The organism is Bradyrhizobium sp. 76, assembly GCF_023073025.1.
Lineage (GTDB): Bacteria > Pseudomonadota > Alphaproteobacteria > Rhizobiales > Xanthobacteraceae > Bradyrhizobium.
On record NZ_JADPIS010000102.1, the window covers coordinates 477,501 to 500,133 of the forward strand.

The 22,633-nt window shown below is 62.8% G+C and carries 14 protein-coding genes, 2 tRNA genes, 1 rRNA gene and 1 riboswitch (1 of these 18 running past the window's edge); of the genes, 7 read left to right on the forward strand and 10 right to left on the reverse strand.

Going from position 1 to position 22,633, the window contains the following annotated elements; translation table 11 throughout:
- From IVB48_RS26205 to IVB48_RS26215, 3 genes are all read right to left on the reverse strand, one after another.
- Positions 1–35, reverse strand: a tRNA-Ala gene (locus IVB48_RS26205) (it extends 41 nt beyond the left edge of the window).
- Between the two features lie 33 nt (positions 36–68).
- Positions 69–145: transfer RNA gene (locus IVB48_RS26210), tRNA-Ile, on the reverse strand.
- Positions 146–333: 188 nt separating this feature from the next.
- A 16S ribosomal RNA gene (locus IVB48_RS26215) occupies positions 334–1,822 on the reverse strand.
- 1,033 nt (positions 1,823–2,855) lie between these two features.
- Between IVB48_RS26215 and IVB48_RS26220 the strand changes: the two genes are divergently transcribed.
- Together IVB48_RS26220 and IVB48_RS26225 are read left to right on the forward strand one after the other, a co-directional pair.
- Positions 2,856–4,919 carry a M23 family metallopeptidase gene (locus tag IVB48_RS26220; RefSeq protein WP_027565592.1) on the forward strand — a complete coding sequence of 688 codons (2,064 nt, stop codon included), beginning with the start codon at positions 2,856–2,858 and terminating at the stop codon, positions 4,917–4,919.
- Between the two features lie 156 nt (positions 4,920–5,075).
- Positions 5,076–6,695, forward strand: coding sequence for a hypothetical protein (locus IVB48_RS26225; protein ID WP_247404297.1), 1,620 nt, complete (start codon positions 5,076–5,078; stop codon positions 6,693–6,695).
- Between the two features lie 445 nt (positions 6,696–7,140).
- Here IVB48_RS26225 and IVB48_RS26230 read toward each other — a convergent pair whose 3' ends face one another.
- The 3 genes from IVB48_RS26230 to clpB form a co-directional block, all read right to left on the reverse strand.
- A complete protein-coding gene (locus IVB48_RS26230; protein WP_247404300.1) occupies positions 7,141–8,517 on the reverse strand; it encodes a septal ring lytic transglycosylase RlpA family protein in 1,377 nt (458 codons plus the stop codon).
- A gap of 22 nt (positions 8,518–8,539) precedes the next feature.
- On the reverse strand, positions 8,540–9,274 hold the full coding sequence (locus IVB48_RS26235) for a hypothetical protein (protein ID WP_247404303.1): 735 nt from the start codon (positions 9,272–9,274) through the stop codon (positions 8,540–8,542).
- Positions 9,275–9,886: 612 nt separating this feature from the next.
- Positions 9,887–12,526, reverse strand: coding sequence for an ATP-dependent chaperone ClpB (clpB, locus tag IVB48_RS26240; RefSeq protein WP_247404305.1), 2,640 nt, complete (start codon positions 12,524–12,526; stop codon positions 9,887–9,889).
- A 257-nt stretch (positions 12,527–12,783) separates the two neighbouring features.
- On the opposite strand from clpB, the gene IVB48_RS26245 reads away from it, so the two are divergent.
- On the forward strand, positions 12,784–13,572 hold the full coding sequence (locus IVB48_RS26245) for an MOSC domain-containing protein (RefSeq protein WP_247404308.1): 789 nt from the start codon (positions 12,784–12,786) through the stop codon (positions 13,570–13,572).
- A 111-nt stretch (positions 13,573–13,683) separates the two neighbouring features.
- Here the strand turns inward: IVB48_RS26245 and IVB48_RS26250 are convergent, their stop codons facing one another.
- The gene (locus tag IVB48_RS26250) at positions 13,684–14,484 is read right to left on the reverse strand and encodes a TIGR02594 family protein (RefSeq protein WP_247404311.1); all 801 of its coding nucleotides are present in this window, start codon (positions 14,482–14,484) and stop codon (positions 13,684–13,686) included.
- 200 nt (positions 14,485–14,684) lie between these two features.
- On the opposite strand from IVB48_RS26250, the gene IVB48_RS26255 reads away from it, so the two are divergent.
- Positions 14,685–15,530 carry an alpha/beta hydrolase gene (locus IVB48_RS26255; protein WP_346659015.1) on the forward strand — a complete coding sequence of 282 codons (846 nt, stop codon included), beginning with the start codon at positions 14,685–14,687 and terminating at the stop codon, positions 15,528–15,530.
- 52 nt (positions 15,531–15,582) lie between these two features.
- Here IVB48_RS26255 and metW read toward each other — a convergent pair whose 3' ends face one another.
- Together metW and IVB48_RS26265 are read right to left on the reverse strand one after the other, a co-directional pair.
- Entirely contained in the window at positions 15,583–16,245 is a 663-nt protein-coding gene (gene metW / locus IVB48_RS26260) for a methionine biosynthesis protein MetW (protein WP_007597293.1), read from the reverse strand.
- Between the two features lie 13 nt (positions 16,246–16,258).
- Positions 16,259–17,461 (reverse strand): homoserine O-acetyltransferase, encoded by a 1,203-nt coding sequence (locus IVB48_RS26265; RefSeq protein WP_027565598.1) that lies wholly within the window; start codon positions 17,459–17,461, stop codon positions 16,259–16,261.
- A gap of 90 nt (positions 17,462–17,551) precedes the next feature.
- A riboswitch (SAM riboswitch) is annotated at positions 17,552–17,631 on the reverse strand.
- Positions 17,632–17,835: 204 nt separating this feature from the next.
- Here IVB48_RS26265 and IVB48_RS26270 point away from each other — a divergent pair.
- From IVB48_RS26270 to IVB48_RS26280, 3 genes are read left to right on the forward strand one after another with little or no spacing between them, the layout of a single operon-like run.
- Positions 17,836–18,684, forward strand: a complete 849-nt coding sequence (locus tag IVB48_RS26270) for a chorismate mutase (protein ID WP_247404314.1) — start codon at positions 17,836–17,838, stop codon at positions 18,682–18,684.
- Positions 18,685–18,718: 34 nt separating this feature from the next.
- Positions 18,719–19,813 (forward strand): histidinol-phosphate transaminase, encoded by a 1,095-nt coding sequence (gene hisC / locus IVB48_RS26275; protein ID WP_247404316.1) that lies wholly within the window; start codon positions 18,719–18,721, stop codon positions 19,811–19,813.
- Positions 19,810–20,748 (forward strand): prephenate/arogenate dehydrogenase family protein, encoded by a 939-nt coding sequence (locus IVB48_RS26280; protein WP_027565601.1) that lies wholly within the window; start codon positions 19,810–19,812, stop codon positions 20,746–20,748. Before hisC ends, IVB48_RS26280 begins: the two co-directional genes overlap by 4 nt.
- A 114-nt stretch (positions 20,749–20,862) precedes the next feature.
- On the opposite strand, the gene IVB48_RS26285 is transcribed toward IVB48_RS26280, so the two are convergent.
- Positions 20,863–22,431: a hypothetical protein gene (locus tag IVB48_RS26285; RefSeq protein ID WP_247404319.1), complete on the reverse strand. Its 1,569-nt coding sequence runs from the start codon at positions 22,429–22,431 to the stop codon at positions 20,863–20,865.
- Between the last annotated feature and the right edge of the window lie 202 nt (positions 22,432–22,633).

Genomic DNA, 22,633 nt, shown 5'->3' on the forward strand with positions numbered 1-22,633 from the left:
CAAAGCACGCGCTCTCCCAGCTGAGCTATGGCCCCGTAACCAGAAGACGAATGCTCACTCGATGAGTGTGGTGGGCCTGGGAAGACTTGAACTTCCGACCTCACGCTTATCAAGCGCGCGCTCTAACCAACTGAGCTACAAGCCCCTAACGCATATCCAGTCAAGGACCAGGGATTCTGCAAGGTTGCAGCCCCAGCGCGTGTTCGTCCGCGAAGAAAGAGAAACGAAGACGGCGAAATCCCGCCAATGCAGCTCAACGATCCTGACGACCGTTGGCCACTGATGTTTCTAAAACGGTTCGATAGAAGCAAGCTTCTGAAGAACCATCCTTAGAAAGGAGGTGATCCAGCCGCAGGTTCCCCTACGGCTACCTTGTTACGACTTCACCCCAGTCGCTGACCCTACCGTGGCCGGCTGCCTCCATTGCTGGTTAGCGCACCGTCTTCAGGTAAAACCAACTCCCATGGTGTGACGGGCGGTGTGTACAAGGCCCGGGAACGTATTCACCGTGGCGTGCTGATCCACGATTACTAGCGATTCCAACTTCATGGGCTCGAGTTGCAGAGCCCAATCCGAACTGAGACGGCTTTTTGAGATTTGCGAAGGGTTGCCCCTTAGCGTCCCATTGTCACCGCCATTGTAGCACGTGTGTAGCCCAGCCCGTAAGGGCCATGAGGACTTGACGTCATCCCCACCTTCCTCGCGGCTTATCACCGGCAGTCTCCTTAGAGTGCTCAACTAAATGGTAGCAACTAAGGACGGGGGTTGCGCTCGTTGCGGGACTTAACCCAACATCTCACGACACGAGCTGACGACAGCCATGCAGCACCTGTGTTCCAGGCTCCGAAGAGAAGGTCACATCTCTGCGACCGGTCCTGGACATGTCAAGGGCTGGTAAGGTTCTGCGCGTTGCGTCGAATTAAACCACATGCTCCACCGCTTGTGCGGGCCCCCGTCAATTCCTTTGAGTTTTAATCTTGCGACCGTACTCCCCAGGCGGAATGCTTAAAGCGTTAGCTGCGCCACTAGTGAGTAAACCCACTAACGGCTGGCATTCATCGTTTACGGCGTGGACTACCAGGGTATCTAATCCTGTTTGCTCCCCACGCTTTCGTGCCTCAGCGTCAGTATCGGGCCAGTGAGCCGCCTTCGCCACTGGTGTTCTTGCGAATATCTACGAATTTCACCTCTACACTCGCAGTTCCACTCACCTCTCCCGAACTCAAGATCCTCAGTATCAAAGGCAGTTCTGGAGTTGAGCTCCAGGATTTCACCCCTGACTTAAAGACCCGCCTACGCACCCTTTACGCCCAGTGATTCCGAGCAACGCTAGCCCCCTTCGTATTACCGCGGCTGCTGGCACGAAGTTAGCCGGGGCTTATTCTTGCGGTACCGTCATTATCTTCCCGCACAAAAGAGCTTTACAACCCTAGGGCCTTCATCACTCACGCGGCATGGCTGGATCAGGCTTGCGCCCATTGTCCAATATTCCCCACTGCTGCCTCCCGTAGGAGTTTGGGCCGTGTCTCAGTCCCAATGTGGCTGATCATCCTCTCAGACCAGCTACTGATCGTCGCCTTGGTGAGCCATTACCTCACCAACTAGCTAATCAGACGCGGGCCAATCTTTCGGCGATAAATCTTTCCCCGTAAGGGCTTATCCGGTATTAGCACAAGTTTCCCTGTGTTGTTCCGAACCAAAAGGTATGTTCCCACGCGTTACTCACCCGTCTGCCGCTGACGTATTGCTACGCCCGCTCGACTTGCATGTGTTAAGCCTGCCGCCAGCGTTCGCTCTGAGCCAGGATCAAACTCTCAAGTTGGACTTGAACTTTGAACCGGCTGATCACAACGTTTTGACGAGGTCCCACCATTTTTCCATCGACCGAAGTCGATGAGCTGCCCGCGATTCACATCGCTGGCAACGATGGTGTAACCTTAAAACGTGTACCGCCGAAGTCTTTCGTCCCCTCTCAGAACTCAAAAGCCGAAGCTCTTCAGTATCCGAGAGGCGCAAGGACTCCGCCGTCCACGTTTCTCTTTCTTCATCTTCACTTGTCAAACAGCCCGGGACCAGGAGGCCCCAACCTTCCAGAGAGGAAGGGTTCCGACACCCTTACCGACGATGGATGAACTCCAATCGACTTACGTCGACTGTTGTGTCACTCAACAAGGTGAGGAGCATCAGTGGCGCGTTCGCTCGCCTTGGTCAGTGACCCGGCGGCGCCGCGCTCAGTGGTCGGGTTATAGGCCCCACCCATCGGGGTTGTCAACGACCATTGTCAGAAAATCGTCGCACGGTGGATTGTTCGAAAAATCCACGTATTTACAGCAGGTTAGAAAGTCGCCGAGCGGCCGGATCGGGCCAGCGCGGAGAAAAAACTCAAAAAAAGTTTGGGCCCGAGGGGGGTCCGGAGGCGGCATGGAGGCGCCTTGAACGCGGCTGGGAGCCCCCGCCCCTGGAAGGCCCTCGGCGCCCAGTCGTTCGGGAAACTTTTCCATATTAGGCGCCGTACTTGAGCCACAATCCCCCGGCGTTCTGGTACAGACAAAGCTTGAATCGCAGGGATGCCAGTGGGGGCTGCCGGCGGTTTGTGTGGGGTCAGAGGAAGGCGATCATCCGATGAAGCGGCCTTCTTCAGACATTCGAGACACATCGAGAGATCTTTTTCCGCTTAGCTGTTCGTAATTTCGGCCGGTCCGTCATCTGGGCCTTCTGACCGCGGACGCCTATGCGGCTTGCCTTTTCCGGAGACGCCCCGAAGGGGGCGGCGTAAGGAGGGGCTCGAAACTAGGGCTGCTCAGAACGGGGCTGCTCGAAATCGGGCTCTCGGGTCGTTGATTGGGGGACTTGGGTTGAACCACAGGACGTCACGCGGCGCTTACGGGCGTGAGACCGGGATCATCGATCTCGGCCACGAGCCGCCGCTGTCCGTCGATGGTTCCGAAGCCGCCGTCATCGATCGCCGCCGCGTCTCGGTGCAATGGTTCAGCGGGACGATTCTAACCGGACTTTGCGGCGCAGCCCTGATCGGCGGCGCCGTTTTCGCTTCGCTCGACGGTGAGATGACCTTCGCCAAGGTGCCGGAGCGCGTCGAAGGCGCGCTGCGCGGCGCATTCGGCGCAGCCGACCGCGCCGCCACGCTGCACAAGAGCGACCGCCTGCCGCCGCCGAACGAATCCACGGCCTCGCGCAACATCGTGCGCGTCTCGACCGTCGCCCGCGTCGGCAACCGCGACGTGATGCGGGTGCGTCCCTTCATCAGGATTGCCGGCAATCTGTCGATGACGACGAGCGACCTGTCGGCGAAGATCCCGCCATTCAACGCCCAGCGCCTTCTCACCGATGTCGGCTCCGATCCGAAGGCGGCATCCGAGGATCCCAACAATCCGGAAGCCGTCGAACCCGACGCCGAGGTCTCGTTCGTCACCAAGGACCTCTCCCAGGTGCTGCCGAAAGCCAAGATTTCCGCAGTGGTGGCGCTCGACGACATCCTGATGCGGGTCCGTGATGCCGCGAACTGGCGCGGCAATGGCGGGGTGCGCTACGCCGCACTCTCCAATGCTGCGGCCGACGTCTCCGGCGCGACCGGCCCGTCCGACATCAGAAGCGCCTACGCCACCGAAGTGTCGCCGTCCGATCCCTATGCCGGCTTCGAGACGCGCGTGGTGCCGGAAAATGTCACGCTGCTGCCGAAGACCAAGGAACAGATCACCGGCGGCAATCCCAACGGCGAACGCGTCCACGTGGTCAAGAAGGGCGACAGCGTCGCCGGCGTGCTGCGCGATCTCGGCGCCACGGCCGAGGAGATCAAGGCGATCACCGCGACGCTCGGTCCGCGTGGCCGCGACGGCGGCCTGAAGGAAGGCGAGAAGCTGCGCATCCTGATGGCGCCCGCAAGCCCCGGCGCCCGTCTGCAGCCCTACCGCGTCGTCATCGCCAACGAGACCATGGTCGAGGCGATCGCGGCGCTGTCCGATCTCGGCAAATACGTCGCGGTCGACGTCTCCAGCATGAACACCGTCGCCGACGCGGCGGCGAACGCCAACAGCGACGACGATGACGACGACGACGGCACGGGCGTGCGGCTCTACCAGAGCATCTACGAGACCGCGATGCGCAACAAAGTGCCGATGCCCGTCATCGACGACATGATCAAGATCTATTCCTACGACGTCGATTTCCAGCGCAAGGTGGCGCCGGGCGATTCATTCGACGTGTTCTACGCCGGCGAAGACGAAGGCGTGACCGCGAGCGAAAAGAACGACGTGCTGTTCGCTTCGCTGACGCTCGGCGGCGAGACCAAGAAATACTACCGATACCAGAGCCCCGACGACGGCGTCGTCGACTACTATGACGAGACCGGCAAGAGCGCGAAGAAGTTCCTGGTGCGCAAGCCTGTCAACAACGCCATCATGCGCTCCGGCTTCGGCGGCCGACGTCACCCCATCCTCGGCTACGTGAAGATGCATACCGGCGTCGACTGGGCGACCTCCTATGGCACGCCGATCTTCGCCTCCGGCAACGGCGTGATCGAGAAGGCCGGCCCCGAAGGCGGCTACGGTAAATACATCCGCATCAAGCATAACAACGGCTACGAGACCGCCTATGGCCATATGTCGGCCTTCGCCAAGGGCATGGAGCCCGGCAAGAAGGTGCGGCAGGGCCAGGTGATCGGCTTCGTCGGTTCGACCGGCGCGTCGACCGGCCCGCACGTCCACTACGAAATCCTGGTCAACGGCCGCTTCGTCGATCCGCTCCGTGTGAAACTGCCGCGCGGCCGCTCGCTGGAAGGCCCGATGCTGGCCGGCTTCGAGAAGGAGCGCGACCGGCTCGACGGCATGATGAGCGGCCGCGCCGGCGCCATCGCCCGGATGTCGGACGCAACCGGCGGTCCGTTGCAGGTCACCAACAGGTAAAAGCCGGCGACCGGCCGAGATCGGCCGATCATCTTCAAACACGATCCGGTTTTGACGTTGTCGCGCCGAGCTCGCCTGGCGGCATCACAACGTCAAGTTTCGTTTGCCAAAGCGGCATGAGGAGCGAATACTTTCCAAAGAACGGGAGGTCTCGCCATGAAGAACAGGCTCGCCTGCGCAGCCTTCGTTGCTGCGATTGTCTCCGCCACCAGTGTTTCGGCCGAAAACTGGGAGGTCACCAAGCTCGTCCCCGGCTCGGCGTTCCACGGCGTGCACGGGCTTGCGATCGACAAGGCCGGCCATCTGTTTGCCGGCAGCGTCGCGGGCGCGGCGCTCTACGAGGTCGACATCGCCGGCGGTACCGCCAAGGTTGCAATCCCAGCTCCGGTCGGAATGGCCGACGACATCGCATTCGCGCCCGACGGCACCATGGCCTGGACCGGCTTCCTGGCCGGCGATCTCTACTCGCGCAAGGGCGACGGCCCGATCAAGAAGCTCGCTTCCGGCCTTCCCGGCATCAACTCGCTCGCCTTCCGCAAGGACGGCAGGCTGTACGCCACCACCGTCTTCCTCGGCGACACGCTCTATGAGATCGACGTCGAGGGCGTCAAACCGCCGCGCCAGATCATGGAGAAGATGGGCGGCCTCAACGGCTTCGAGTTCGGTCCCGACGACAAGCTCTACGGTCCGCTCTGGTTCAAGGGACAGGTCGCAAAGATCGACGTCGACAAGGCCGAGCTGACAGTCGTCGCCGATGGCTTCAAGGTCCCGGCCGCGGTGAACTTCGATTTCAAGGGCAATCTCTGGGTGGTCGACACCGCGCTCGGCCAGCTCGTTCGGGTCGATACCAAGTCGGGCGCCAAGACCATGGTCGCGCAATCGAAGCCATCGCTGGACAATCTCGCGATCGACGACAAGGACCGCATCTACGTCTCCAACATGGCCGACAACGGCATCCAGGAGGTCGATCCGGCGACCGGCCAGGCGCGGCAGGTCATCATCGGCAAGCTCGCTTTGCCCGGCGGCATCGGCGTCACGTCGGAGAACGGCAAGGACACGATCCACGTCGCCGACGTGTTCGCCTATCGCACGGTGGACGGTGCGACCGGCGAGGTCACCGAGAAGGCGCGCATGCACGCCGCCGGCGTCACGCTCGAATATCCGATGAGCGCGACGGCGAAGGGCAACGACGTGGTCCTGTCGAGCTGGTTCACCGGCACGGTGCAGGTGATCGACGGCAAGACCGGCGCCACCCGCGACATGCTGCACGGCTTCAAGGCGCCGCACGACGCGCTCGTGCTCGCGGACGGCAGCATTCTGGTCGCCGAGCTCGGCACCAAATCACTGGTCCGCGTCAGCGGCGAGCACGGCAAGGACCGCACCACACTGATCGGCGGCCTGGAGGGCCCGGTCGGGCTCGTCGCAGGATCGCGCAGCGAGGTCTATGTCACCGAAGCCTTTTCCGGCGTCGTCTCGATGATCGAGAGCAACGGCGAAAAGACGGTCATCGCCAAGGACCTCAAAGTGCCCGAAGGCATCGCACGCGCCAGCGACGGCAAGCTGATCGTGGCGGAAGTCGGAGCGAAGCGGCTGATTGAGATCGCGCCGGAGAATGGCACGATCACCGAGATCGCGGCCAATCTCCCGATCGGCCTCGTGGGTGCGCCGGGAGGACTGCCGACCCATATTCCGACGGGCGTCGCGGTCGGGGCGAGCGGCGTGATCTACTTCAGCTCGGATGTCGAGAATGCGATCTACAAGGTGGTGAAGAAGTAGCGGCCGCCGGCAGACCTAGCGACGCGATGGACCGGTACGCGGCTTCCCGGTGACGGGAAGCCGATCGGCGGAGGACAACTCAAGAGGTCGCCTCTCACGCGATAAGGTCGTCAACGTTGAAAGCCCCAATGGTCGCCATATTCGAGAAGGAGCACAACCGGCTCGAGGGTATGATGGGCGGCCGCGCCGGCGCCATCGGCCGGATGACGGACGCAAGGGGTGGTCCGTGCAAGTGACGAACCGGTAATTTCTTGAGGGGCGGTCGGCTCTCTCGAGCCGACCTGGCCGCGCCCACGAGATGCATCCCAGGCTGGCGTCGATCGCCTTCGTCAAGCCAGCAGAGTGAAGCTGGCAACGGTCCTGGGAGCAAGACGCCATCAGGCACGCCAGCCGAGCTGATGACGGGCACCGTCGCAAACGACATCAACAAAGGTGTCATCCAAGATCAAACGAAAGCCGCGGGCTTCAACGAGAAGAACAGCACTTCCAATCCGTTTGCCTCGTAGTGCTGCTGAAACGATCCAATGCTGAAGTTCTGTGCGAACGCGGCGTGACCTGAGCTGTTCGAAAATATCTGTGTGGCATCGACACTGCCATTCGTCTCGCCGACGATGCCGGTATGTCCGTGGTTTACGCCGATGGTGGGAGCGATGATCACATCCCCTGCCCGAGCGTCTTTTTTTGACTTCAGCCGGGTATGGCCAGCTTTCAGCGCTTCGAACAACCCATCGGTGCCCAACCCGTTGTCACCATGTCGTTCGGTGGAAATGGGCTTGCCGAGAGCAATACGTGCAACCTCATTCACAGCCCAGGCACAGGCCAGATTGCCATTCTGCGTGCCCGGCACATTGCGCGTGCTGTGGCCGACGAACGCCCGCGTCGCCGCGAACATTTTAGCCCGTGCTTCGCTACTGGTCGCAGGCGCCGTACCCGGAGGCCCCGAGATAATTGACGGATCCTTACGCACGGCCTTGTTCAGTTCGCCCGCCACAGCATCCGGAATATCGGGTCCCGACTGGACCGGAAGAACGACGGTATTGTTGAGGATCGCTTGGGCAGCCGCTCCGCCAACGCTCCGCAACAGGCTTTGACCCCCATCGTCTGAACCGACAAGGTTGATCACCCAATATAGCGTATCTCCATAGGCGGTCACAACGGCTAGGCTGTGAGCCATGTTCGCGGGCAGGATTGCAGCACTGACGGCTCTGATGTCGATTGGAAGTGCCGGCGACGTCGCGGGCGCCGCTATTTGTGCTCCCGCCGGCATCGGAATTCGCAGCGTGCAGTTGTCATCCGTGTCCAGGTGGAGCGCGTGCGCCAGGCCGGGCGAAAGATCAGCAATGCGGCCTGTTGCAACGTTGGGTCCCCAATCCGCCGGACTTGCCGTGACCGACTTCCCGTTTGCAGACACTGTGACCGTAGCCCCGCGCAGGAAGTCTTGCGGAGTAGTTGAATAATCCCAGCGGCATGCAAGATAGTTGAAGGCCGGGTTGAGGCGCCGCGCGAGTCCGGTCGTGCCCTGCGGTTGCGCGTCGAGGAAAAGTCCTGCAGGTGCCGTGCCAGCGTTCGAGGCATCGTAAATTGCCAGCCCCTCGTTCGCGCCAACCCCCATATCCTGCGGACCTCCGAAGGTCGACATCTTGCCGCTTATGATGATGCTCGTTTGCGGACCGGGATCAATGAAGGTGGCTTCGACCGAAAACTTGCCTTTGGAATCATTGATAGCCGTAACGATCTTGGCACCGTCTTGTGCAAAACTCTTGACGATTGCCTTGAGGCTGTCTTCTGGAACCTCGTTCATAACCTGAATTTCTAAACTCATTTCATTGCCCTCGAAATGTGACCTACAACTTCCCGGCCGCCTTGAGCTGCCCAACGACGTTCTGCCGTTGAGTGGCCAATTCCTTGCTCTGCAAGAACCGCGTGAGATCGCGTGGCGTACGCAACGGCTGACCAGTCGCAGGGTCGGTGATTTGCGCCAACAACGGCGCAAGCTGGTTCACTCGATCGGGATCACGATCGCCCGTTCCGTTGGGATCGATGAACTTCTGAAGAATAACGGACGCGCTATCGGTCACGAAAGTCGAGGAAATTCGGGTTGCTTTCGGGACAGTCGCGCTCGGCGCTGTCATGTTGCTAACGACAACTCCCTTCTGCGCCGCCGCCGGGGCGTCGCTGTGAACGAGCGTCGTCGTGATGTTGATGGTTGCCTCGATAGTGGTGGGCATGCACAGGCGGAGATAATTGCGCAGCAAATAGATCGCCGTCGGCTGATCCGGCACCGTCCAGCCCTGAATCTTCTTCCGATACTCGCCCTGGGAATCATAGACCACTTGCTGGATCGTCGACTGGTTTACCGCGATCAGCAGCCGTGAATTCCAATTTGCGTAGCTTGCGCTCGCAAGCCCGAAAGCGGCAGTTACGATATTAAGCGCGCCAGGATTCGATCCTGTCACCGTCATGACCGCATGCACAGCGGTGTTGATCGCCGATATTTCAGCCAGCACCGGCTCGCGATCGCGGCGTTTCGCGTCGATCCACAACAAAAATCCATCGCACCGCTGATCGATGTCATTCATGCCAGCTTGGACGAAACCTCTCCAGTCGCCTCCACAATTCTGGCCGGCCTGACTGCAGATGAACTGAATCTATTCATTTAGTAGCTGTGCCTGCCTCGCTGCATCAGGCGAATAGAGATTGGCGCCGGCCCCCTCGGTTATGTAGCCCCGTTCGGTAACAGGATCGCAAGCCGACACAACCAACCCCGCGAAGGCGCATATGATCAATCGCAGCAAGCCAATTCGCATCGCACGCCCCCAAAACATTTCTTTCGGGCTATGGCGACGAGCTGCCCTTGAACCAAAGCACACTCTCGCGCGAGCAATATCCGGCGTACGCCGTGCTTCGCCATAATCCCATTAAATATCTGCTGGGGGATTGTGGCGAGTCTCGATCAAATTGTTCAAGAGGATTCATACACGCTCTCAGAGAAAGCGTAGAGCGTGTCCCATTTATAACACACGGCCCCTGCGTGCGCCGCAACGACGCAGCCAGAGATTGTGATATTTGTCACGCACACGGCGCGCCCCTTGATTGCTCGTCGCCCGAAGCAAATTCCGCGCATTACCGGTACAAAAAAACCTCCCCGCATCGCGGGGAGGTTTTGTCAGATTCGGAGCCTTTCCTTACGCTCAGTTCAGCTTGCGTTTCGACACCGGCGCCTCAAACTGGGCGATCTCCGCGGTCTGCGGTGCCTTGCCGTTGAAGGTCAGCACGTTGCCCTCGGAGGAGATCGCAACGCTGTCGCCGTCCTTGACGTCGCCGGCCAGGATCATCTCGGCGAGCGGATCCTGGACGTGACGCTGGATCACGCGCTTGAGCGGCCGTGCGCCGTAGGCCGGATCCCAGCCCTTGGCGGCGAGCCAGTCGCGGCCGGCAACATCGAGTGTCAGCACGATCTTGCGATCCGTCAAAAGCTTCTGCAGCCGCGCGAACTGGAATTCGACGATCCAGCCCATCTCGCTCCGCTGCAAGCGGTGGAACAGGATGATCTCGTCGACGCGGTTCAAGAACTCTGGCCTGAAGTGCGACCGCACCATTCCCATCACCTGCTCGCGCACGGCCGAGGTGTCCTCGCCCTCCGGCTGGTTCACCAGGAACTCCGAACCGAGGTTCGAGGTCATGATGATCAGCGTGTTGCGGAAGTCGACGGTGCGGCCCTGGCCGTCGGTGAGGCGGCCGTCGTCGAGCACCTGCAACAGCACGTTGAACACGTCGGGATGCGCCTTCTCGATCTCGTCGAACAGCACGACCTGGTAGGGCCGGCGCCGCACCGCTTCGGTGAGCGCACCGCCCTCGTCATAACCGACATAGCCCGGAGGCGCGCCGATCAGCCGCGAGACCGAGTGCTTCTCCATGTACTCGGACATGTCGAGGCGAACCATCGCGGTCTCGTCGTTGAACAGATACTCGGCGAGCGCTTTCGTCAGCTCGGTCTTGCCGACACCGGTGGGCCCCAGGAACATGAACGAGCCGGTCGGCCGGTTCGGGTCCTGCAGCCCTGCGCGCGAACGGCGCACGGCGGTCGCGACCGCATGCACGGCTTCGGCCTGGCCGACGACGCGCTTGCCGAGCGAGTCCTCCATCCGCAGGAGCTTGTCCTTCTCGCCTTCCAGCATCTTGTCGACGGGCACGCCGGTCCAGCGCGAGACCACCTGCGCGATGTGGTTGGCGGTGACCGCCTCCTCCATCATCTCGCCGGAGTTCTCCTTGGCCTCGATGTCTGCAAGCTGCTTTTCGAGTTCGGGGATCCGGCCATAGGCCAGCTCGCCGGCCTTCTGGAATTCACCGCGCCGCTGCGCGTTGGCGAGTTCGACCCGTAAGCCGTCGAGCTCGGCCTTCAGCTTCTGGGCGTCGGAGAGCTTGTTCTTCTCCGCGCTCCAGCGTGCGGTGAGCGCCGCGGACTTCTCCTCGAGATCGGCCAGCTCCTTCTCCAGGGTCTGCAGGCGGCTCTTCGAACCGGCATCGCTCTCTTTCTTCAATGCTTCTTGTTCGATCTTCAGCCGGATGATTTCCCGATCCATCGAATCCAGCTCTTCCGGCTTGGAGTCGACCTGCATCTTGAGCCGCGCGGCCGCCTCGTCCATGAGGTCGATGGCCTTGTCCGGCAGGAAGCGGTCGGTGATGTAGCGGTTGGACAGCGTCGTGGCGGCGACCAGCGCGGAATCGGTGATCCGCACGCCATGGTGCTGCTCGTACTTGTCCTTCAGCCCGCGCAGGATCGAGATCGTGTCCTCGACCGAGGGCTCGCTGACGAAGATCGGCTGGAAACGCCGCGCCAGCGCCGCGTCCTTTTCGACGTGCTTCTGGTACTCGTCGAGCGTGGTGGCGCCGATGCAGTGCAACTCGCCGCGGGCGAGCGCAGGCTTGAGCAGGTTGGACGCGTCCATTGCGCCATCGCCCTTGCCGGCGCCGATCAGCGTGTGCATCTCATCGATGAACAAGACGAAATTGCCCTCGCTCCCGGTCACCTCCTGCAGCACGGCCTTCAGCCGCTCCTCGAACTCGCCGCGATATTTTGCACCTGCAATCAGCGAGCCGAGGTCGAGCGACAGCAGCTTCTTGTCCTTCAGGCTCTCCGGCACGTCGCCGTTGACGATGCGCAGCGCCAGGCCCTCGGCGATGGCGGTCTTGCCAACGCCGGGTTCGCCGATCAGGACGGGATTGTTCTTGGTCCGACGCGACAGCACCTGGATCGTGCGGCGGATCTCCTCGTCGCGGCCGATGACCGGATCGAGCTTGCCATCGCGCGCCGCCTGCGTGAGGTCGCGGGCATATTTCTTCAGCGCGTCATACGCGTTCTCTGCCGTGGCGGAGTCCGCGGTCCTGCCCTTGCGCAGCGCCTCGATCGCCGCGTTGAGGTTTTGCGGGGTGACGCCGCCCTTGGCCAGGATCGCGCCCGCCTCGCTGGTCTTCTCCAGCGCGAGGCCGAGCAGCAGCCGCTCGACCGTGACAAAGCTGTCGCCGGCCTTCTCGCCGGCCTTTTCGGCGGCGTCGAAGGTGCGGGCGAGCTCAGGCGCCAGATAGATCTGGCCGGCGCCGCCGCCGGAGACCTTCGGTACCTTGTTCAGGGCGTCCTCGGTCGCTTTCAGGATTGCGCGGGAATTGCCGCCGGCACGGTCGATCAGGCCGGCAGCGAGGCCTTCATTGTCGTCCAGCAGCACTTTCAGGACGTGCAGGGTCGAAAACTGCTGGTGCCCTTCGCGCACCGCAAGCGACTGCGCGGACTGGACGAAGCCCCTGGAGCGTTCGGTATATTTTTCGATATTCATATCGTGGTCTTTCCCTCGGCCTGCCCCTGGAGCCCTCTAAGGCACTCCAAACGGCATCTTCATTGGGTTTCCGATGACCGCATTGACGTTTCTCAACCGGCAACGGTCGTTATCAGCCGGCGCTGGCGCCGGCCTGACCCAGATGTGGGAAGCGAGGCCTCCGACCGGAAGAGGCGAGTTCACAATTTCGTGCGCGGATCCACCCGCTTGGCGCCGATGGGCCGAATCCCCTAAGTAGCGGCATGACCCCTAGCGCAATGACAGCCAGCCAGACCGCCGAGATCACCGGCCTCTACCGTTATCCGATCAAGGGCTTGACGCCGGAGCCCCTGCCCCGCGTCTCCCTGCGAGCCGGCCAGACCCTGCCCGCCGACCGCCGCTACGCCATCGAGAACGGCCCCAGCGGCTTCGATCCGGAGCAGCCGCAGTGGAAGCCGAAGATCCAGTTCCTGATGCTGGCGCGCAATGAGCGGCTGGCTTCGCTCGACAGCCGGTTCGAGGACGCGACCAACCGCCTGACCATCCGCAAGGACGGCCAGATCGTCGCCAGCGGCGATCTCGAGACCGCCGCCGGGCGCGCCGCCATCGAGGACTACTTCGGCCAGAACTTTCAGCCGGAGCTGAAAGGTCCGCCCAAGATCCTGTCCGGCCGCAACCACAGCTTTTCCGACGTCGCCCGCAAGGTCGTGTCCATCATCAATCTCGACAGCGTCCGCGCGCTCGAGACCATGCTCGGCGGCGCCGCCGTCCACCCGCTGCGCTTCCGCGCCAATCTCTACGTGAAGGGCTGGCCGGCCTGGTCCGAGCTCGACCTTGTCGGCCAGACGCTCGCGATCGGACAGGCCCGGCTGCAAGTGGTCAAGCGCATCAAGCGCTGCCCGGCCACCAATGTCGACCCCGAGACCGCCAGGCGCGATCTCGAAATCCCGACCACGCTCTCGAGCAATCTCGGCCACATGGACTGCGGCATCTATGCCGAGGTGATCGCCGACGGCGACATCGGCGTGGGCGACGCGGTTGCGTTGGAAGAGCCGAAGCTGGTGTGACGCGGCGCGCTGGCGCCGCCCGTCATTGCGAGCGAAGCGACACAATCCAGGCATGCGCCCGCGGAGACGGTCTGGATTGCTTTGTCGCTCCGCTCCTCGCAATGACGGCCGTCAGTTCGGCATCACATACGCATAGATCCGGCCGCGCGAGACCGGTGCTTCGCGAACGCGGTTGCCGTTGTTGCCGGAGATCATGATCGGATTACCCTGCGCGTCGACGCCGGTGATGATGCCGACATGGCCGCCCCGGCCGCCGCGCGACATCACTGCGATGGCGCCGACCTGCGGACCGGAGACGCGCGTCCCGTAATGGGCGAACGAATTCGCCATATCGGAGCCGGTGCCACGGTGACCGGTCTTCTCAAGCACCATGTTCATGAACCGCGCGCACCACAGGCTGCCGCGGCCGGTCGGATTGCCGCCGACATAGCGGCGCGCCTCGGACACGAGGCCCGATCCGCCACCGAAGCCGCCGCTGCCCGTGGCGCTATGGGCCACGCCGCCGTCATTCGCGTTAGTGGCCATCCCACCGCCACGCCTCGTGGCGATTCGACGGCTGGCGCGCGTGATCATCCCACCGCTATCGCTGGTAACCATTCCTGCGTTGCCCCTCATGGCCATTCCACCGCTGCCGCTCATGGCGATGCCGCCGATATTGGCGTTCGGGTCATAGCTGGCGAAGGTGTTGCTGAAGCCGCTCGCCTGCAATTGCGCCGCGCCGCGATCGAAGCGCGAGCTGCGTGCATGCCGGTAATGATGATGTCTGCTGGCGTGATGCGCGTAAGCGTGGCGCTCTGCGCTATGACGATGAGGTCGTGCTGACGCCGGGGAAGTGAAGGCGGCGACCGCCGCGAAGAAAACAGCCAGCGCGACGACACAGCGCGACAGGCGAGACGCAAACAACTCGAACATTCTTCATCCTTCGTTGACACCCCCACTTCCCAATCGGCCCGTGCGGTGGCCGACATCCGCGGGCTGTATCAGTATCCTGATGTGGCGAGAACAAGACGCGGTCGCGGAGATTTTCGACGATGATTAATAAGTGTTAGGGTCGTATGCGCTCACCGCAGGACGGCATTCCAATGCCGCAGCCACCTCAGGGAGAAAACCGGATGCCTCACGCCCTCACGAAGGACAATTGTCGCCTCTATTTCGAAGAAGCAGGCACCGGCACGCCGATTATTTTTCTGCACGAATTCGCGGCCGACTACACCAATTGGGAGCCGCAGATGCGCTACTTTTCGCGCGGCCATCGCTGCATCACCTATTCGGCGCGCGGCTACACGCCATCGGACGTGCCTGATGGCGACGTCTACGGCTACACGCATTTCTACACCGATGCGCTCGCGGTGCTCGATCATCTGAAGATCGATCGCGCGCACTTCGTCGGCCTCTCGATGGGTGCCTATTCGTCTCTCCAGATCGGGCTCGACGCGCCCCAACGTGCACTGTCGATGACCCTCGTCGGCGTCGGCTCGGGCTCGGAGATCGACAACCTCGACGCCTGGCGCAAGCAGTGCCGCACCAACGCGGAGCAGTTCGAGATGCTCGGCTCAGCCGAAGTCGCAAAAGTCACGCGCGAGGCGCCGAGCCGGATTCCCCTTCCTGGTGAAGGACCCGCGCGGCCACGCCGATTTCTACGCCGCCCTGGCGCGGCACGACGCCAAGGGATCGGCGCGGACGATGCGCGGCTTCCAGGCCGGCCGTCCCTCGATCTTTACGATGACGGACGCGATCAGAGCGGCCACGACGCCGGCACTCATCATCTGCGGCGACGAGGACGATCCGTGCGTGGGCGCAAGCCTGTTCCTGAAGAAGCATCTGCCTGCGGCAGGGCTCGCCATGTTTCCGAAGTCAGGCCACGTGCTCAATCTCGAAGAGCCTGCGCTGTTCAACGAAACGGTGGAACGGTTCGTCACGCTGGTGGAAGCGGGGCGATGGGCGGCGCGCGATCCTAGGTCGCTGGCGGCTCATTAGCGCGAAGGCGTCACCACACGCTACGGGCGGGGCCTACTTCCTGCCGCCCCTAGTCAGCAAGAACACGCCCTGCTCGCCGAACAGATTCCACACCCACCAGGGCATCCGCAGCCGTAGCGGACGGCCGTAGAGGTCGAGCGCCTCGGCACGTTCCATCTTGACGTCGATCGCATCGCAGAGCTCGACGAAATCCTTGATGGTGCAGAAATGGATGTTGGCGGTGTCATACCAGCTTGCCGGCAGGTTCTCCGTGCGCGGCATGTGGCCGCCGATCAGGAGCTGGAGCCGCATCTTCCAGAAGCCGAAATTCGGGAACGACACGATGGCGCGGCGGCCGATGCGCAAGAGATTCTCGAGCACGACCTTGGGCTGCCGCGTCGCCTGCAAGGTTTGCGACAGGATCACGTAGTCAAAGGCGTCATCCGGATAATTCACGAGGTCGGTGTCGGCATCGCCCTGCACCACCGCAAGACCCTTGGCGACGCAGCGGTTGACGCCCTCGCGCGACAGCTCGATGCCGCGGCCGTCGATGCCGCGGGTTTCCAGCAGCTGGAGCAGGTCGCCCTCGCCACACCCGACGTCGAGCACTTTGGAGCCCGGCTTGACCATCTCGGCCACCAGCACATGGTCGGCGCGAAAATCACCGGGCTGCCCGGTCGCAAGGCCGCCCAGCGGCAGCGCTTCCTGTACAGACATGACTAGCCGTCCTTTAAGCTTTCTTGGCGGTGAGCCCGCGCGCCTTGCCTGCCGACTGCAGGAACGCACGGCCGATGTCGAAGAACTCGGGCACGTCGAGGAGGAACGCGTCGTGACCGCGATCGGTCTCGATCTCGGCGAACGACACCCGCGCGCTTGACGCATTCAACGCGTGCACCAGTGCGCGCGATTCCGAGGTCGGGAACAGCCAGTCGCTGGTGAAGGAGACCACGCAGAACCGGGTCTGGATTCCCGCGAACGCCTTCGCCAGCACGCCGCCATGGTCGCCGGCGATGTCGAAATAATCCATCGCGCGGGTCAGATAGAGATAGGAGTTGGCATCGAAGCGTTCGACAAAGGACGAGCCCTGGTAGCGCAGGTAGGACTCGACCTGGAAGTCGGCGTCGAACGAGAAGGTCGGCAGCTCGCGGTCCTGCATCCGCCGTCCGAATTTGCGATGCAGCGCGGCGTCGGAGAGATAGGTGATGTGCGCCGCCATCCGGGCGACAGCGAGCCCACGATGCGGATGGATACCTTGATCGGCATAGCCGCCATGGTGCCAGTCGGGATCGGCCATCACCGCCTGGCGGCCAAGCTCGTGGAACGCGATGTTCTGCGCCGAATGTCGTGTCGAGCAGGCGATCGCCAGCGCGGAGAACACCCGGCTCGGATACGCCGCCGTCCATTGCAGCACTTGCATGCCGCCCATCGAGCCGCCGACGACTGCGAACAGCGTGTCGATGCCGAGCCGGTCGATCAGCATCGCCTGCGCGCGCACCATGTCGGGGATGGTGATGACGGGGAAATCGAGGCCCCAAACCTTGCCGGTCGCCGGATTGATCGAAGCCGGACCGGTCGAGCCCATGCAGCCGCCGATCACGTTTGAGCAGATGATAAAATACTCGCTGGGATCGAGCGGTCGGCCCGAGCCGACCAAAGTCTCCCACCAGCCGGGTTTGCCGGTGACAGGGTGCACATTGGCGACGTGCTGGTCGCCGGTCAGCGCATGGCAGATCAGGATCGCGTTGGAGCGATCGGCATTCAGCTCGCCATAGGTCTGGTAGGCGATCTGGAACGGGCTGAGATCGACACCGCAATCGAGCCGCAGCGGCTGTTCCAAGCCAAACTGCGCGACGTGCGAACTCGGATGATCCACCTCGTGCGACCGCTCGTCGGCGGTGATCGCGGGACTCGGAATTGACTGGACGCCAACCATCTGACCATCGACCTCTTTTGCGGTCGTCGTGGTGACCGCATTGACATCAGGCCATGAAAAACCCGGCCTGAACGATAGGTTCGGCCGGGATCGAAAGCGTCCCCGGCCTGTTTAGCGAGTTTTTTAACGTGGCTGCAAGCCGGCCGGCTCAAATGACCACGGAACGGGTAAAAACTACCGTCTTGGACGGTTTTCGTCAAGTCACGGCCCGGATCAGCCAAATTCGCCTGTCGCGCCACGGGCGGAAAGGGCCCGATTTCCCTTTGCATTTCTCTTTGCTTTCGCAGCCCCGACTGCCTAATCAGGATATCCATCACAGCGGTGACGGCTCGACTGATCCGCATTGGAACGCCTCTCAACAGCACCTGTCAGACATGTCCCATCGTCCGCCCGCGCCACCATCGCTCCAGGAATTGCGCAAGGAGATCGACGCGATCGACGAAGGCATGCATCGCCTGCTGATGCAACGCGGCGACATCATCGACCGCCTGATCCAGGTGAAGCAGACCCAGGAGGTCGGCTCGGCGTTCCGCCCGGCACGCGAGGCCTCCATGATGCGCGACCTCGTGCAGCGTCATCGCGGCATCCTGCCGCTCGATACGGTCGAGAGCATCTGGCGCGTCATCATCGCGACGTTCACTTATGTCCAGGCCCCGTTCTCGGTGCACGCCGACATCTCGGCAAGCGAGCCGGCCATGCGCGATTCCGCGCGATTCCATTTCGGCTTCACGGTGCCTTACGTCGCGCATTTCAGCGCGCAGGCGGCGGTCGAGGCCGTCGCGAAGTCCAAGGGCGATCTGGCGCTGGTCTCGGCGACTTCGAGCCGCACGCCGTGGTGGCTGTCGCTGGAAGAAGCCGGCGCGCCAAAGATCATCGCGCGGCTGCCCTTTGTCGAGCGCGCCGACCATCCGGCGGCGTTGCCCGTGTTCGCGGTCTCGCGCGTCGCCGACAGCGCCCTGGTGACGGAGGTCGAGACCTTCAGCGTCCGCGTCTCTGGGTGGAATGCGGAGGTCGCGCGCGCCCTGTCGCCGCTCGCCGAAATCGTGGCGGTGCCCGACACCGCCTTCGACGGTGCCGCGCTGCTGGTCTCGGTCACCGCGACAAGCAGCATCGACAAGATCAAGGCTGCCCTGATCGAAGCGGGGGCCTCGGTGCGCTCCACGGCCCTCGTCGGCAGCCACGCAACGCGCTATACGGTGCCCCCGACCGGGTCGAAATCGTAAGTCGCGAACCGCTTAAGCCAGTCCGGAGTTGAAGATGTCCCGCCCCGTGCCGAATCCCGGCATTCTCGATATTGCGCCCTACACGCCCGGCAAGACTCCAGTGGCGGAGCCCGGCCGCAAGGTGTTCAAGCTCTCGGCCAACGAGACGCCGTTCGGGCCCTCGCCGAAGGCGATCGAGGCGTTCAAGAACGTGGCGGATCATCTGGAAGACTATCCGGAAGGGACTTCGCGCGTGCTGCGCGAAGCGATCGGGCGCACCTTCGGGCTCGATCCCAACCGCATCATCTGCGGCGCCGGCTCGGACGAGATCCTCAACCTGCTCGCCCACACCTATCTCAGCCACGGTGACGAGGCGATCTCGACCACGCACGGCTTCCTGGTCTACCCGATCGCGACCATGGCGGTCGGCGCAAAGAATGTCATCGCGGCCGAGAAGAACCTCACCTGCGATGTCGACGCTATCCTCAAGGCGGTGACGCCGAAGACAAAGCTGGTCTGGCTCGCCAACCCCAACAACCCGACCGGCACCTATGTGCCGTTCGACGAGGTCAAGCGCTTGCGCGCTGGCCTGCCCTCGCACGTGCTGCTGGTGCTGGACGCAGCCTATTGCGACTACGTCTCGCGCAACGATTACGAGATGGGGATCGAGCTGGTCGCGACCACCGAGAACACGGTGGTGACGCACACCTTCTCCAAGATCCACGGCCTCGCCGCGCTGCGCATCGGCTGGATGTTCGGCCCCGAGCACATCATCGATGCGGTCAACCGCATCCGCGGTCCCTTCAACGTATCGACGCCGGCCATGTACGCCGCCGTTGCCGCGATCGAGGACACCGCGCACCAGGCGATGTCGAAGCAGTTCACCGAGACCTGGCGCAACTGGCTGACCGAGGAGATCGGCAAGCTCGGGCTGAAGGTGACGCCGAGCGTCGCCAATTTCGTGCTGATCCACTTCCCCACCGAGGGCAAGACCTCGGACGCAGCCGACGCCTTCCTCACCAGGCGCGGGCTGGTGCTGCGCGGCTTGAAGAACTACGGCCTGCCGCATTCGCTGCGCATGACCATTGGCACCGAGGAGGCCAACCGCCTCGTCTTCGAGGGCCTGCGCGACTTCATGGCCGGACGATGAGCGCGACCCCGCACTTCCAGCGCGTCGCGCTGATCGGCTTCGGCCTGATCGGCGGCTCGATCGCGCGCGCCGCGAAGCTCCAGGGCCTGGCTTCCGAGATCGTCACCACCGCGCGCTCGGAGAAGACGCGCGCACGCGTGATGGAGCTCGGCATCGTCGATCAGGTCGTGGCGACCAATGCAGAAGCCGTGAAGGACGCCGATCTCGTTATCCTCTGCATTCCCGTCGGCGCCTGCGGCCCGGTGGCGCAGGAGATCGCCCCGCATCTCAAGCCCGGCGCGATCATCTCCGACGTCGGCTCGGTCAAGGGCGCCATCGTCAGGGATATGGCGCCGCATCTACCGAAAGGCATCCATTTCGTGCCAGCGCATCCCGTCGCAGGCACCGAGCATTCGGGCCCCGATTCCGGCTTCGCCGAGCTCTTCATCAACCGCTGGTGCATCCTCACCCCGCCGGAGGGCGTTGATGCGGCTGCCACCGATCGCCTGCGTGCGTTCTGGGCGGCGATGGGCGCCAAGGTCGAAATCATGACGCCGGATCATCATGATCTCGTGCTCGCGATCACCAGCCATCTGCCGCATCTGATCGCCTACACCATCGTCGGCACCGCCGACGAGCTGGCGCAGGTGACGGAGTCCGAGGTCATCAAGTTCTCCGCCGGCGGCTTTCGCGACTTCACGCGCATCGCGGCATCCGATCCGACGATGTGGCGCGACGTCTTCCTCGCCAACAAGGAAGCCGTGCTGGAGATGCTCGGCACCTTCACCGAGGATCTGGCAAAGCTCACCCGCGCGATCCGCCGCGGCGACGGCGAGGCACTGTTCGACCACTTCACCCGCACCCGCGCCATCCGCCGCGGCATCGTCGAAATCGGCCAGGACTCGGCCGCGCCCGACTTCGGCCGGCCGCACGCGCAGCTCGGCAACAAGCCGTAGCACTGAAGTAGCCCGGATGGAGCGCAAGCGTAATCCGGGACCTCCGTCGCTTGAGACAGGATTCCCGGATTGCGCTTCGCTCCATCCAGGCTACGAGCCCGCGTGGCTCCGTGATTAGAACGGATAGTACCGGATCTGCGTCATGACGACGTTGTCGTCCGTCCTCGGAGCGCCGCCGACGCCCGCGAACGCGAACCGTTGCGTGTGGGAATACTGCAGGCCGGCTTTCAGCGTACCGAAACTGCCCTGGTAGATGGTGTCGTAGATCCCGGTCGTGATCTGCCGGACCTCCCTGGTGTTGCCGTTGCAGGTCGCGGCCGGCGAGTTTTCGGTGAAGCAGCCGGTGTTGTTGTAGAGCGGATTGCCGTAGCCGAACGGCACCGTTCCAACATTGGCGAAATTCGCCTTGGCCTTTTCGAGGCCTGCATAGGAGTAGACATCGAGGCTGGGCGTCGCGTGCCAGATCAGGCCGACGGCGGCCGCCGTGATCGTCAGCGGGAGGATGGTGCCGTCCTGCGCCACCGCCGCGTCGGGGAACGGCGTTGCCGTGAAACGGCCGAGCACGCCGTGCGAGCCATAGAGCTGAAGATCGAGGGTTTTCGGAATCAGCTCGGCGAAGATGTGTCCACCGAAGCTTCCGGTGTCGTAGGTGTGGTTGGCGTTGTTGAAGCGATCGAACAGCTGGCGGTAGAGCGCCCACGCCTCGACATGCAGCTTGGTGGGCCCGAGCCGTGGGTCCCACGCTGCCTTGACGGTGATGTCGGGCACCTGATTCAGACTGACATTGTTGAGGTTGTTGAAGAAGCTGCCGCCGGGACCGGTCAGGTTGACCTGAAGGTTCGGGTTCAGCACGCCCTGTGGTCCGATGGCGGGTGTGCCGACGGCCGGGACATTCCCGCCGAAGAACGCGGTCTGGGCATTCTCGACCGAGGCAGCCAGCTTGAACTCCGGTCCGATGTCCTGCCAGACGCGCAGTCCGGGCTGCCGTGCCGCAAGAAATCCCGGAACGGATTCGAAGTCGATCACGCCGGGCGCGTCGACGCCACGAGGATCGATGCCCGACTTGGTCGGCGCGTTCAGCGACCAGGATTGCCCGGCGAGGAAATGTAGACCGAGATCGCTGCGGTCGACCTCGAGGCTGAGCTGCCGCATGCGCGGATTGAACGAGTTGGTCGCAACCGAACTCGCCGTCTGAGCCGCACCTTCGAAATCGATCTCGCCATAGCCCGCGAGGTGCGTGTCGGCATCGGCATTGCCCTCGGCCAGCACCGAGAACCTGCTCTGCCGCGCGGAGAAGCGTGTTTCCGGAATGTTGAAGTTGCGGCTCTGCTGATAGGGGATGAAGTTGTAGACCGAGCCGGTATCGGAGGCGAGATTGCGTGAGCGGTAGATGCCGGTGAGATCGACCCAGCCACCGAAGGTCAACGTCACGCCCTTGTAGCAGACCTTGCCGGCCGCACATGGATCGGCGGCGAGCGCCTTGTAACTTGCCGGCAACTGAACGGCCTTCGCTTGCGCTTCAACCTGCCGCGTCTTGCGCGCCTCCGAGTCCACGCGTTGCTGCAGCTCCTTCAGCTTGGCCTTCAGCGACTGGATTTCGGTTGTGACATTGTCGTCGGCACGCGCCTGCCCGGAACAGGCAGCGAGAATACCCAGCATCAGTCCGCAATTGATGATCCGCACTTGAAGCTTCCTCCATTTGGGAAGTGGATTGGATTCCGCGCGCCGTCTCCGGCGCATGCATGCTTCCCTGGTGTGGAGTGATTTGAATGCGGCTGCGATTATTCGCGGCGCCGTGCATCTTCTGCATCACGTTTTCCTGACGATCCTGTTCGGAATATTTTTCGTTGGCTGCCGATCCGCACGCGCGATTGTCTAAAGCCAC